The organism is Pseudomonas sp. R3-57 (genome assembly GCF_051132065.1).
Classification (GTDB): domain Bacteria; phylum Pseudomonadota; class Gammaproteobacteria; order Pseudomonadales; family Pseudomonadaceae; genus Aquipseudomonas.
In genome coordinates, this window is sequence record NZ_CP071655.1 from 5,626,453 (window position 1) to 5,639,758 (window position 13,306).

Consider the following 13,306-nt stretch of genomic DNA (forward strand, 5'->3'; position numbering starts at 1 on the left):
TGATGTGAGCCGAAGCTCAGCGCCTTACTTGTTCAGATTGAAATCCTTTTCCGCTGCCTGGAAGCGCTCGACCATGCCGCGGGTCGGTTCACCGGCCTTGCTGACAAAGTAGATCGCCAGGCTGGCGAAGATGAAGCCCGGGATGATTTCGTACAGACCCAGCAGTTCGAAATGCTTCCACACCACCACGGTGACGGCACCGACGATGATGCCGGCCAGTGCGCCGTTGCGGGTCATGTCTTTCCAGATCACGGAAATCAGCACCACCGGACCGAACGCGGCACCGAAACCGGCCCAGGCGTACGACACCAGGCCCAGCACGCGGTTTTCCGGGTTGGCCGCCAGCGCGATGGCGATCAGCGCAACCAGCAGGACCATGGCGCGACCGACCCAGACCAGCTCCAGTTGCGAAGCTGATTTACGCAAGAAGGTTTTGTAGAAGTCTTCGGTCAGGGCGCTCGAGCACACCAGCAACTGGCAGCTTAACGTGCTCATTACCGCCGCCAGAATCGCCGACAGCAGGACACCGGCCACCCACGGGTTGAACAGGATCTTCGCCAGCTCGATGAACACGCGCTCAGGGTTTTCAGTCACCGCGCCGGCAACTTCCGGGTGCGCCGAGAAGTAAGCGATACCGAAGAAGCCCACGGCCACGGTGCCGCCAAGGCACAGGATCATCCAGGCCATGGAAATGCGACGCGCCTTGGCGATCGATTTCACCGAATCCGCGGCCATGAAACGCGCGAGGATGTGTGGCTGACCGAAGTAGCCCAGACCCCAGCCCATCAGCGAAATGATGCCGATGAAGGTGGTGCCTTTAAGCATGTCGAAGTTGCTCGGATCCTTGGCTTCGATGGCCAGGAACGTAGTATCGACGCCGCCGGTGGCCAGCAGGACGATGATCGGCGTAAGGATCAGCGCGAAGATCATCAGCGTGGCTTGTACGGTGTCGGTCCAGCTCACCGCGAGGAAACCGCCGATGAAGGTATAGGCAATCGTTGCCGCCGCACCGGCCCACAGCGCCGTCTCGTAGGACATGCCGAAAGTGCTTTCGAACAGACGGGCACCGGCGACGATGCCGGAAGCGCAGTAGATGGTGAAGAACACCAGAATCACGATCGCCGAGATGATCCGCAACAGGCCGCTCTTGTCTTCGAAACGGCTGGCGAAGTAATCCGGCAGGGTCAGGGCGTCGCCGTTGTGCTCGGTCTGCACCCGCAGACGGCCGGCAACGAACAGCCAGTTCAGGTAGGCACCGATGACCAGACCGATGGCGATCCAGCTTTCGGACAGACCGGACATGTAGATGGCGCCCGGAAGGCCCATCAGCAACCAGCCGCTCATGTCGGAGGCACCGGCAGACAGCGCAGTGACGACGCTGCCGAGGCTGCGACCACCGAGAATATAGTCAGAAAGGTTGTTGGTGGAGCGATAGGCCATCAAGCCGATCAGCACCATTGCTGCGATGTAGATCACGAACGTGATCAGGGTTGGATTGCTTACGCTCATTGAGTTACGCCCTGGCTTTGTTTTTATGTAGCGGCGGTGATGAACCGCACGCAAACGACGACGTTTGGCAGACGATCCGGGATCCCGCGCATTTATGACTGATGTTTCCCCAGGAAAGCCATCAGCCGGTACACCGGATTCGATCCGGTTGCACCTTGGGCGCGAATGCTATGCAACAAATCAAATGAGGTGCAACCAATTTCATGAGAATAAGTTGCACCCAGTCGGAATTATCGACAATCGCCTTGTTTTTGCTCCCTTTTGTAGCAGTCATGGCCCTTTGCTAGAGGCAAAAGCACCAAGCAGGAGCAGGGATTTCATCGCGGAATTTATTTCCTGACGAGTTGCGGATTTTTCCGACAAAAAAGGGTTGCACCCGGTTGCACCTCATTCGACGCACGGCTAATCTTGCCGCCAGCTGATGCCACGCAACTGTGGCAACCATGAGGATAAAAATATGGCTACCACCACCCTTGGGGTCAAACTCGACGACCCGACCCGCGAACGCCTAAAGGCTGCCGCAACCTCGATCGATCGCACGCCGCACTGGCTGATCAAGCAGGCAATTTTCAATTACCTGGAAAAACTCGAGGGTGGTGCAACCCTGACCGAGCTGAACGGTTTGACCGCCAAAGACGCCGACGACGCCGGTGAAGTCCATACCGATCACGCCCACCAGTGCTTCCTCGAATTCGCCGAAAGCATCCTGCCGCAATCGGTGCTGCGCGCCTCGATCACCGCCGCTTACCGCCGCCCTGAGCCGGAAGTGGTGCCAATGCTGATCGAGCAGGCACGCCTGCCGGCAGCGATGGCCGAAGCCACCAACAAGCTTGCCGCAACCATCGCGGAAAAACTGCGTAACCAGAAAAGCGCTGGCGGCCGCGCCGGCATTGTTCAGGGTCTGCTGCAGGAATTTTCCCTGTCGTCCCAGGAAGGCGTGGCGCTGATGTGCCTGGCCGAAGCGCTGCTGCGTATCCCGGACAAGGGTACTCGCGATGCGCTGATCCGCGACAAGATCAGCACCGGCAACTGGCAGCCGCACCTGGGCAACAGCCCGTCGCTGTTCGTCAACGCCGCAACCTGGGGCCTGCTGCTGACCGGCAAACTGGTCTCGACGCACAATGAAGCCGGCCTGACTTCTTCGCTGAGCCGCATCATCGGCAAGAGCGGCGAGCCGATGATCCGCAAGGGCGTCGACATGGCCATGCGCTTGATGGGCGAGCAGTTCGTCACCGGCGAAACCATCGCCGAAGCCCTGGCCAATGCGAGCAAGTTCGAAGCCAAGGGTTTCCGTTACTCCTACGACATGCTCGGTGAAGCGGCGCTGACCGAACACGATGCGCAGAAGTACCTGGCGTCGTACGAACAAGCCATTCACTCGATCGGCAAAGCCTCCCACGGCCGTGGGATTTATGAAGGCCCGGGCATTTCCATCAAGCTGTCGGCGCTGCACCCGCGTTACAGCCGCGCCCAATACGAGCGCGTGATGGACGAGCTGTACCCGCGCCTGTTGTCGCTGACCCTGCTGGCCAAGCAATACGACATCGGCCTGAACATCGATGCCGAAGAAGCCGACCGTCTTGAACTGTCGCTGGATCTGCTCGAGCGCCTGTGCTTCGAGCCGCAACTGACTGGCTGGAACGGCATCGGTTTCGTCATTCAGGCGTACCAGAAGCGTTGCCCGTACGTGATCGACTACGTGATCGATCTGGCCCGTCGCAGCCGTCACCGTCTGATGATTCGTCTGGTGAAGGGCGCGTACTGGGACAGCGAAATCAAGCGCGCCCAGGTTGAAGGCCTGGAAGGCTATCCGGTCTACACCCGCAAGGTGTACACCGACGTTTCCTACATTGCTTGCGCACGCAAACTGCTGTCGGTGCCGGAAGCCATCTACCCGCAGTTCGCTACGCACAACGCCCACACCCTGTCGGCGATTTACCACATTGCCGGTCAGAACTATTACCCCGGCCAATACGAATTCCAGTGCCTGCACGGCATGGGCGAACCGCTCTACGAGCAGGTTGTCGGCAAAGTTGCCGAAGGCAAGCTGAACCGTCCGTGCCGTGTGTACGCACCGGTCGGTACCCACGAAACCCTGCTGGCCTATCTGGTGCGTCGCTTGCTGGAAAACGGTGCGAACACCTCGTTCGTCAACCGCATCGCCGACCAATCGATTTCGATCCAGGAACTGGTTGCCGATCCAGTGGCGCAGATCGAGCAGATGGCGACCGTGGAAGGTGGTTTCGGCCTGCCGCACCCGCGCATTCCGCTGCCGCGTGACCTGTACGGTGCCGAGCGCGCCAACTCCAGCGGCATCGACATGGCCAACGAACATCGCTTGGCGTCGTTGTCCTGCGCCCTGCTGGCCACTGCGCACAATGACTGGAAAGCCGCACCGATGCTCGGCTGCGCTTCCAGCAACGAAACACCGGCAGCGGTGTTGAACCCGTCGGATCATCGCGATGTGGTCGGTCACGTTCAGGAAGCCACCGTCGAAGACGTCGACAACGCCATTCAATGCGCGCTCAACGCCGCACCGATCTGGCAGGCCACCCCGCCAGCCGAGCGTGCGGCGATTCTGGAACGTGCCGCTGACTTGATGGAAGGCGAGATCCAGCCGCTGATGGGCCTGTTGGCTCGCGAAGCCGGCAAGACCTACGCCAACGCCATCGCCGAAGTCCGCGAAGCGGTCGACTTCCTGCGTTATTACGCGGTGCAGGCACGCAACGATTTCAGCAACGACGCCCACCGCCCACTGGGCCCGGTGGTGTGCATCAGCCCGTGGAACTTCCCGCTGGCAATCTTCAGTGGTCAAGTCGCTGCGGCGCTGGCTGCCGGTAACCCGGTACTGGCCAAACCGGCCGAACAGACTCCGCTGGTCGCGGCTCAAGCCGTGCGCCTGCTGCTCGAAGCCGGTATCCCGGAAGGCGTGTTGCAACTGCTGCCGGGTCGCGGTGAAACCGTCGGTGCCGGCCTGGTCGGCGATGAGCGCGTCAAAGGCGTGATGTTCACCGGTTCCACCGAAGTTGCCCGTCTGCTGCAACGCAACATTGCCGGGCGTCTCGACAGCCAGGGCCGTCCGATCCCGCTGATCGCCGAAACCGGCGGCCAGAACGCGATGATCGTCGACTCCTCGGCACTCACCGAACAAGTGGTGATCGACGTGGTTTCGTCGGCCTTTGACAGCGCCGGTCAACGTTGCTCGGCGCTGCGGGTGCTGTGTCTGCAGGAGGATTCTGCCGATCGCGTCATCGAAATGCTCAAAGGCGCCATGGCGGAAAGCCGTCTGGGCAACCCTGAGCGCCTGTCCGTGGACATCGGCCCGGTGATCGACGCCGAAGCCAAGGCTGGCATCGACAAGCACATCCAGGCCATGCGCGACAAAGGTCGCACCGTGTATCAGGTGGCGATCGCCGACAGCGAAGAAGTCAAACGTGGCACCTTCGTCATGCCGACCCTGATCGAACTGGAAAGCTTCGACGAACTGCAACGCGAGATCTTCGGCCCAGTGCTGCACGTGGTGCGCTACAAGCGCAAAGAGCTGGATCAACTGATCGGCCAGATCAACGCATCCGGCTACGGCCTGACGCTGGGTGTGCACACGCGCATCGACGAGACCATCGCCAAGGTGATCGACAACGTCAACGCCGGTAACGTCTACGTCAACCGCAACATCGTCGGTGCCGTGGTCGGCGTACAGCCATTCGGCGGCGAAGGCCTGTCCGGTACTGGTCCGAAGGCCGGTGGCCCGCTGTACCTGTACCGTCTGCTGTCGACACGTCCTACCGACGCTATCGAACAATCCTTCGCTCGCGGTGATGCTGTTGTAGCGCCGGACGTTCGCCTGCGCGATGCCATGAGCAAACCGCTGACCGCGCTGAAAGCCTGGGCTGAAAGCAACAAATACGCTGATCTGAGCACCCTGTGCGTGCAGTACGCTGCGCAATCGCAGAGCGGCATCACCCGCGTACTGGCCGGCCCGACAGGTGAGCGCAACAGCTACGCCATCCTGCCGCGCGAACACGTGCTGTGCCTGGCGGAAGTCGAAGGCGATCTGCTGACGCAACTGGCCGCGGTATTGGCGGTGGGCGGTTCGGCGGTGTGGCCGGAGTCCGACATCAGCAAGGCCTTGTTCGCACGCCTGCCGAAGGAGATTCAGGCGCGGATCAAACTGGTTTCCGACTGGAACAAGGACGACGTGGTATTCGATGCGGTTCTGCACCACGGCCACTCCGATCAGTTGCGCGGGGTCTGCCAGCAGATTGCCAAGCGTGCCGGTGCGATTGTCGGGGTTCAGGGCTTGTCCCAGGGCGAGACCAACATTGCGCTGGAGCGTCTGGTGATCGAGCGCGCGTTGAGTGTAAACACCGCTGCGGCGGGTGGTAATGCGAGCTTGATGACCATCGGCTAAACAGCTGTAAGTCCAGGCGACCGCAATGGTCGCCTGGAATAAAATACCTGTAGGAGTGAGCCTGCTCGCGATAGCGGTCTGTCAAACAAAATGAATGTGTCTGACAGACCGCTATCGCGAGCAGGCTCACTCCTACATCTGATTAGTGTTGCCCCCACCCCTCCATCACCGCCATCAATCATCCTGTTCAGCCTCTATTCCCGCGCCTTAGACTCGGCCCAACCTCATTTTCAGGTAAGCCACCATGTCCGAGACGCTGCTCAGTTCCCGCAATCTGGCTTTCGAGCTGTATGAAGTCCTCGATGCCGAGGGCCTGACCCGGCGTGAGCGTTTTGCCGAGCACAACCGTGAAACCTTCGACGCCGCCATCGGTACCGCGCGCAGCATCGCCGAGAAGTACTTCGCCCCGCATAACCGCAAGGGCGACGAGAACGAGCCGCGCTATGAAGACGGCAAGGCGATTCTGATTCCCGAAGTCAAACCGGCGGTGGACGCCTTCCTCGAAGCCGGATTTCTCAACGCCGCGAGAAGTTTCGACGCCGGCGGCATGCAACTTCCTACACTGTTGTCGCAAGCGTGCTTCGCGCATTTCCAGTCGGCCAACGCGGCGTCGACCTCGTACCCGTTTCTGACCATGGGTGCGGCGAACCTGATCGAAAGCTTTGGCACCGAAGAGCAGAAGCAACGTTTTTTGCAGCCGATGATCGATGGGCGCTTCTTCGGCACCATGGCCCTGACCGAACCGCATGCCGGTTCATCGTTGTCGGATATTCGTACACGCGCCGAGCCGGCATCCGACGGCACGTATCGCCTCAAGGGCAACAAGATCTTCATTTCCGGCGGCGATCATCCACTGTCGGAAAACATCGTGCACATGGTCCTCGCCAAGCTGCCGGACGCGCCGCCCGGGGTGAAAGGCATTTCGCTGTTTATCGTGCCGAAGTTTCTGGTCAACGATGACGGCAGCCTCGGCCAGCGCAACGATGTGCTGCTGGCCGGCCTGTTTCACAAGATGGGCTGGCGCGGCACCACGTCCACGGCGCTGAACTTCGGCGATAACGGCGAGTGTGTCGGCTATCTGGTGGGCAAGCCGCATCAGGGTTTGAGCTACATGTTCCAGATGATGAACGAGGCGCGCATCGGCGTCGGCATGGGCGCAGTGATGCTCGGTTACGCCGGCTACCTGTATTCGCTGGAATACGCCCGCGAGCGGCCGCAAGGCCGAGTGCCGGACAGCAAGGACCCGACCACCGCACCGGTGGCGATCATTCAGCACGCGGATGTCAGACGCATGCTGCTGACGCAAAAATCCTACGTCGAAGGCGCCTTTGACCTCGGTCTGTACGCCGCGCGCCTGTTCGATGACACCACCACGCTGCAAACCGAAGCCGAGCGCAAACAAGCCCATGAGTTGCTGGACCTGCTGACGCCGATCGTCAAATCCTGGCCGTCGGAGTTCTGCCTGAAAGCCAACGAACTGGCGATCCAGATTCTCGGCGGCCACGGTTACACCCGCGAATACCCGGTCGAGCAGTATTACCGCGACAACCGTTTGAATCCGATTCACGAAGGCACCCATGGCATTCAGTCGCTGGACCTGCTCGGGCGCAAACTGGCGCAGAACGGCGGCGCAGGCTTGAAACAACTGATCCGCCTGATCGCCACTACGGGCGAACGTGCAACCGCGCATGAATCGTTGACCGCGCTGCGTGAGCCGCTGGAAAAACTCGTGGCCCGCCTGCAAACCGTGACCCTCGGTTTGCTCACCGACCTGGCGCAGGGCAAGGTCAACAGCAGTCTGGCGAACTCGGCGCTGTACCTGAAGGTATTCGGGCACACGGTGATTGGCTGGCGCTGGCTGGAGCAGGCGATTCGCGCCGAAGAAGGGCTGGCCACGGGCAATGCGGCGGACGTCGACTTCTATAAAGGCAAATTGCAGGCGGCGCGGTATTTTCTGACGTGGGAAGTGCCGGGTTGCCAGCATGAGCTGGACTTGCTTGAGGCGCGCGATGATACGTGTCTGGGGATGCGGGAGGAGTGGTTCTGAGTCAAGCGTTTGCACTCAGACAAAACACATTTTCGGGGATTGCACACCTGTCATGTTTGACAGGTGTGGAAATGGCCCTGGCGCAGTAGGCTGGTTTGGCCAGACATGTAGTTTGAACTTTGCCCGGCAAACTCGGACTTCACGTCCTCTTCTTACCCTGGAAAGAGCGAGCCACATGGACAACCAGACTGCCGATCAAACCATCAAACTTGCCGGGCTGGTAACGCGGGACTATTGCGTCCTTGCCTCGATTTCGCAATTTGGAATGCGAAACGGCACGGTGTGGACTAACAAAGACTCCTCGGTTTCTACTGTCATCAGCAAAAATCACCATCGCCTTTCTGATGAACGATCACTGATCAGCATCACGACAGCGCCGGATAACTCAGTACCGGCTGTCGAGACAACGGCAACAGCAATGTTTGAGATCATTACGGCGGAGGACCGCTATGACACGGACAATCGCGTCGCCTTCAAAGATTACACTTTCATCAGCGCCAGTCAGTGGCGAGCAGTGGTCTATGGCGGCGCAGCCCCCGAGCGGCTTATTGATCCGTACGTCAATCTAACCGCAGCAGAGTTCGTTTTTTCAGCGCGAGTCAATGACGTTGTCAACGATCCCTCTGCTGAGCGTGTCAGCGAAAAGCGCTATATCAAAAAGGGGGCAGATCTTTATCAAGCCATGGTTGTTACTCCGCGCTCGAGCTATCTCAGCACTACGGATTTCAACAGCGACGATATGTTTAGAACAGTCGCAGCTGGTGATACTTATCACGAGGGCCAGCAAGTGTGGACTGTCCGGGAGAAGCGGGTGTTTTATCTGGAGACCATGGCGGCATCGATTTTTATGGGCGAGAAATTCTGCTTTTCTGAAGCGAAATGGAAGCGAATCCGACGCGCCTTTGAGGCGCGTCGACTCCTTACAAAGACAGAACTAACTCAGCTCAAACGAAATCCACCCATCTGCCGCGCCAGATCATCCGCCAGCGTCTGCAACATGCGGCAATCCTCGCGACATGCGCGAACTTCCCCCGCTGTTGCCCGTGCCAGATCGGAAATCCCCTGCACGTTGCGATTGATTTCCTCGGTCACTGCCGACTGTTCTTCGGTCGCCGTCGCCACTTGGTGGTTCATGTCGCTGATGCGCTCGACCTGTCCGGTAATCGCCGTCAACGATGCGCCGGTGCGCTGGCTCGATTCAACCCCGGTGCCGGTCGCTGCCTGTCCGGTGCGCATCGACGACACGGCGTTTTCCGCGCCTTGCTTGAGGCTGCCGATCATTTGTTGAATTTCGTCGGTCGAGGCCTGGGTGCGACGCGCCAGAGTGCGCACTTCGTCAGCGACCACAGCAAATCCACGGCCCATATCCCCAGCGCGCGCAGCTTCGATCGCAGCATTGAGCGCGAGCAGATTGGTTTGTTCGGACACACCACGAATCACCGCCAGCACCGAGTCGATGGACGCGACCTGCTGCGCCAGCTCACCGACCGCGCCGGCCGCCACGCCAATCTCGTCGGACATGCTTTCGATATGGCGGATCGAGCCGCCGACCACTTCCCGCGCCTGCAGCGCTTCGTCGCGGGCGGCTTGCGAGGCGAACGCGGCGTTGCCGGCGTTCTGCGCGATTTCCTGCACGGTCAGGCCCATTTCATGGACCGCCGTGGCGACCATATCGGTCATTTCCTGCTGACGACCGGAGCGCTCGGCGGTGTTGTCCACCACTTTTGCCACCTGACCCACGGCTGTGCGCAGGTTCTCGCTGGTGGTCAGCACTTCGCCGATCATCGCGCGCTGACTGTCGAGGAAGCGGTTGAAGCCGCGCGCAAGGTCACCCAGTTCATCGGCGCGACTGGAATCTAACCTCTGGGTCAAATCTCCACCACCGCTACCGATTGCTACCAGCGCCGCTGTTACCTGACGAATCGGCCGCACCAGCCCTCGCGCCAGCCACACCACCAAGGCGAGGCACACCAACGCCACCAGCAGACCGATACCGCCACTCATCCACATGGCTTTGCGCGCTTCGGCGTAGATCTGCGACTGCGGCACTTCTGCCACCAGGGTCCAGCCGAGATCGCGCAGCGGCAGGCTGAACGCGAGGAAATCTTCGCCGTCACGCTGGAAGCTGCTGTTGACCGCATTCTTGTGGCCCATCAGCGCCTGCGCCGCATCGGTGCCGATCTGCTCGCTCAAGGTGCGCTTGCCGCTGAACTGCGCCTCGGGATGCACCTGAATCAAACCGTCGGAACGCACGAGATAGACCTTGCCGCGCTCACCGAAACTAAAGTTGTGGATCAGCTCGGAAAGCTCTTTCATGCTCAGCCCGAGCCCGGCAACGCCAACCACTTTTCCCGCCTGTTCAACCTTCAGATCGATGAACAACGCCAACTCACCGGTCGCGCCGTCGTTATCGATATTGAGGGTGCGCGGCTGATCGCTGTCGAGAAAGGAATAGAACCAGGCATCCGCCGGTTTGTCCCGGCTAAGGGTCCGATCCAGGCCTTTTTCAGTGATGTAGTGATTGGACTCAGTGCCAATGATCAAAGTGGTAAAGGCTTTATGTTCGGCGCGGATGCCTTCCAGATACTCCGCGAAGCCCGCGAGTTTGCCGCTGTCTTCGCCTGCCGCGAGCCAATCGCGGACCATGGAATTGCTGGCGATGTCCTTGGCCGCCGTCAGCGGTTGCACGAGGATGCGTTCGATATCGTTGCGCGTCGCTTCAATGCTCGACGGCAGGGCCTGCTCGACCAGATAGGACTGGGCGAGGCGATTGACCACCAGGGTATAAATGCCAACCACAATCAGAATGCTGAGCAGCAGGGCTGCGCCCATGCCAAGAATCAGCTGCCATTGAATACTGCGTCGCCACCACTGCATGGAGCACCCCCAAAGAATAAGTGGCTGAAACACTGCAACTGTCACGCCAACTGTATACAAGAAATATCGTTATTGTTTGCAACTCACAACAGACCGATTGCGCCGCCTAAAAATCCGTTTTGTCGACTGTCAAGGTTGACAGGTGGCAAGGTCTTATCGAAGCCGTACTCTCCGAGGGCGAACCCCAAAAACGAGGAGTCGGAAATGGACAGTAAAAGCACAATTGAACGTATTCAGGGCATCCAGAATATCGAGGGCATTGCTCGTGATGAAATGTTGAAGTCGGTCAGGGTTGGACAAAAGATTGGCAAGGCAGCCAATGGCAGGGAAATAACCGTTCTGAAAAAATCATTCGAGGAATCAGACGGCGGTTGGTTTATCGAGATAGACGTCGACGCAACTCCCTCCAAATGGCGAAGTGAAAAGGTAGTCAACCAGGATGAAATGGTCCGGTACATTGAAAACGGCGATTTCCTGACACATCCCGAGTTTCCAACTTATAAAGTGGAAGCGAAGGATCTGGTAAGCCGGGAAAATCGCTTTTACTTCAGGATTTTGTCGATAAGCGCAGCTTGATGGCGCACCTCGAGAACGCTCCTCTAAGCTGGAGCGTTCTCGAAAAAGAGGCTTAGCCTCACGCTCGGTATCACCCCTGATTGATGGTCTTGGCGATGGTGTCGACCGTGGCGCTGACTTGCTCTTGATAACGGTCGAGCTCTTCCTGGTGCTGCTTCTTCATTTCGATCTGCTGCGAGCACAGATTCATCGCCGCCAGCACCAGCAAACGGTCGCCGATCAGGGTCGGGTATTTGCGCTTGGTGTCTTCCAGCGTGGCCTTGAGCATCATGGCCGCGTCCAGCAGGGTCTGTTCTTCCCCGGCCGGTGCCTTGATCGAATAGTCCTCCCCGAGAATCGAGATGACTTTTACCCCTGCTGTGCCGTGGTTCATGCGCTGACAGGGCCGGCGTTGACGCGATCAACCAGTGCCTGGATGCGGGCAGCGGTGGCGCCGTGTTTTTCTTCCTGCTCCATCAGGTTCAGTTGCAGGCTTTCGTTTTCATCCTTGGCCTGGGCCAGTTCCGTGGACAGGGTCTGGTTGGTCTGCGCGAGGGTCTGGTTCTGTTGCACCAGGTCGCTGACGAGCTGTTCCAATTGGCTGAGGGATGCTTCCAACATTTTGATCTTCCAAGCGTTTTTCAAAGGGCGCGTACGATAAAGAAAAGTCACCACGGATGCCAGGGTTAAACCGGCGCAAGGCCTTGATTTTCATGGCGGGGGACCGTTCCCGCGAGTTTAAAAGACTGTGATCTGCCGATCTGGTTCCTGCACTTCGTCGCCCCGCCCCCGCTGCGACAAATGCGCACACCACCTCAAGACTTTAGTCGTATGACCGATAAGTCAGCCATACAGCAGCTCAACCCGCATGGATGCGGCCCTTTTCGGTATCCGTCCATGTCCCTTCGCAATATGAATATCGCCCCTCGGGCGTTCACCGGTTTCGCCCTGATTGGCGGCCTGATGTTGATTCTCGGCGTCTTCGCCTTGAATCAGATGAGCAAGATCCGCGCGGCGGGCGAAGACATCGCCAACACCAGCGTGCCGTCGATCAAGGCGCTGGATGAATTCACTCAGTTGACCCTGCGCTTGCGCGTGTTGTCGTATCGCCTGCTGATCAACCGCGAAGCGGACGTGCAGCAGAAAACCATCGAGCTGTTCGACATGCGCAACCGCCAGATCACCGAGGCGCAACGTACTTACGAACCGCTGATTTCCAGTCCGCAAGAACGCTCGGCATACGATCAGTATGTGCAGTTGCTGGGACAATACCGCCAGCTCGAAGAGCGGATGAAAACCCTCTCGCGCAATAATCAGATCGATGCGTTGCAGCAACTGCTCAACACCGACCTGTTGTCCAATTCGGAAGCGGTAAACACCGCGCTGGCACGCTTGCTGGACATCAATACCCAGCAGATCGCCGACATCGATCAGGGCGCCAAGGACCAATATTCCATGTCCTTCAATCTGGTCGTCAGCTTGCTGCTGATCGCCTCCGGCCTGACAATACTGTTCGCCTGGCTGCTGACCGTGAGTATCACCAAGCCGATCGCCAAGGCACTGGATGCAGCCGAAACCATCGCTGAAGGCAACCTGACCCAGCCGATCCATGTCGATGGCAGCGATGAGGCCGGACGCCTGCTCGCCGCCATGGCCAAGATGCAAGCGAAACTGCGCGACACCCTGCAGCGCATCTCCGGCTCGGCCACCCAGCTTGCGTCCGCTGCCGAAGAGCTGAACAGCGTCACCGACGAAAGCGCCCGTGGCCTGACCCAGCAGAACAACGAAATCGAACAGGCGGCCACCGCGGTCAACGAGATGACCAGCGCAGTTGAAGAAGTTGCGCGCAACGCCGTCAGCACTTCGGAAGCCTCGAAAAATGCCACCACCTCGGCTGGCGACGGTCG

General features: G+C 59.3%; 7 protein-coding genes and 2 pseudogenes. 4 read left to right on the forward strand and 5 right to left on the reverse strand.

All coding sequences use genetic code 11. The features are described from left to right. Positions 1 to 24: 24 nt before the first annotated feature. Positions 25 to 1,509: a sodium/proline symporter PutP gene (gene putP / locus J3P93_RS25240; RefSeq protein ID WP_434593090.1), complete on the reverse strand. Its 1,485-nt coding sequence runs from the start codon at positions 1,507 to 1,509 to the stop codon at positions 25 to 27. Between the two features lie 457 nt (positions 1,510 to 1,966). Here putP and putA point away from each other — a divergent pair, with 457 nt between their 5' ends. Continuing rightward, on the forward strand, positions 1,967 to 5,920 hold the full coding sequence (putA, locus tag J3P93_RS25245; protein WP_434593093.1) for a trifunctional transcriptional regulator/proline dehydrogenase/L-glutamate gamma-semialdehyde dehydrogenase: 3,954 nt from the start codon (positions 1,967 to 1,969) through the stop codon (positions 5,918 to 5,920). A gap of 244 nt (positions 5,921 to 6,164) precedes the next feature. Then, positions 6,165 to 7,967 carry an acyl-CoA dehydrogenase gene (locus J3P93_RS25250; RefSeq protein WP_434593096.1) on the forward strand — a complete coding sequence of 601 codons (1,803 nt, stop codon included), beginning with the start codon at positions 6,165 to 6,167 and terminating at the stop codon, positions 7,965 to 7,967. A 939-nt stretch (positions 7,968 to 8,906) separates the two neighbouring features. Here the strand turns inward: J3P93_RS25250 and J3P93_RS25255 are convergent. Together J3P93_RS25255 and J3P93_RS25260 are read right to left on the reverse strand one after the other, a co-directional pair. Beyond that, complete coding sequence (locus tag J3P93_RS25255; RefSeq protein ID WP_434598484.1) at positions 8,907 to 9,752, reverse strand: methyl-accepting chemotaxis protein; 846 nt, start codon at positions 9,750 to 9,752, stop codon at positions 8,907 to 8,909. A gap of 69 nt (positions 9,753 to 9,821) precedes the next feature. Next, positions 9,822 to 10,844, reverse strand: a pseudogene (locus J3P93_RS25260) (cache domain-containing protein); the annotation flags it as partial. A 204-nt stretch (positions 10,845 to 11,048) separates the two neighbouring features. Between J3P93_RS25260 and J3P93_RS25265 the strand changes: the two are divergent. Beyond that, complete coding sequence (locus J3P93_RS25265) at positions 11,049 to 11,420, forward strand: hypothetical protein (protein ID WP_434593099.1); 372 nt, start codon at positions 11,049 to 11,051, stop codon at positions 11,418 to 11,420. Positions 11,421 to 11,490: 70 nt separating this feature from the next. Here J3P93_RS25265 and J3P93_RS25270 read toward each other — a convergent pair whose 3' ends face one another. Further along, positions 11,491 to 11,793 carry a cell division protein ZapA gene (locus tag J3P93_RS25270; RefSeq protein ID WP_186619599.1) on the reverse strand — a complete coding sequence of 101 codons (303 nt, stop codon included), beginning with the start codon at positions 11,791 to 11,793 and terminating at the stop codon, positions 11,491 to 11,493. Continuing rightward, positions 11,790 to 12,020 carry a hypothetical protein gene (locus J3P93_RS25275; protein ID WP_007909525.1) on the reverse strand — a complete coding sequence of 77 codons (231 nt, stop codon included), beginning with the start codon at positions 12,018 to 12,020 and terminating at the stop codon, positions 11,790 to 11,792. Before J3P93_RS25275 ends, J3P93_RS25270 begins: the two co-directional genes overlap by 4 nt. Positions 12,021 to 12,362: 342 nt before the next feature. On the opposite strand from J3P93_RS25275, the pseudogene J3P93_RS25280 reads away from it, so the two are divergent. Further along, a pseudogene (locus J3P93_RS25280) lies at positions 12,363 to 13,019 on the forward strand (MCP four helix bundle domain-containing protein); the annotation flags it as partial. Positions 13,020 to 13,306 lie beyond the last annotated feature (287 nt).

Coding starts and splice junctions, on each gene's coding strand:
- J3P93_RS25275 (WP_007909525.1), bottom strand. CDS start 12,020: ATGTTGGAAGCATCCCTCAGCCAATTGGAACAGCTCGTCAGCGACCTG.
- J3P93_RS25265 (WP_434593099.1), top strand. CDS start 11,049: ATGGACAGTAAAAGCACAATTGAACGTATTCAGGGCATCCAGAATATC.
- J3P93_RS25255 (WP_434598484.1), bottom strand. CDS start 9,752: ATGATCGGCGAAGTGCTGACCACCAGCGAGAACCTGCGCACAGCCGTG.
- J3P93_RS25250 (WP_434593096.1), top strand. CDS start 6,165: ATGTCCGAGACGCTGCTCAGTTCCCGCAATCTGGCTTTCGAGCTGTAT.
- putP (WP_434593090.1), bottom strand. CDS start 1,509: ATGAGCGTAAGCAATCCAACCCTGATCACGTTCGTGATCTACATCGCA.
- putA (WP_434593093.1), top strand. CDS start 1,967: ATGGCTACCACCACCCTTGGGGTCAAACTCGACGACCCGACCCGCGAA.
- J3P93_RS25270 (WP_186619599.1), bottom strand. CDS start 11,793: ATGAACCACGGCACAGCAGGGGTAAAAGTCATCTCGATTCTCGGGGAG.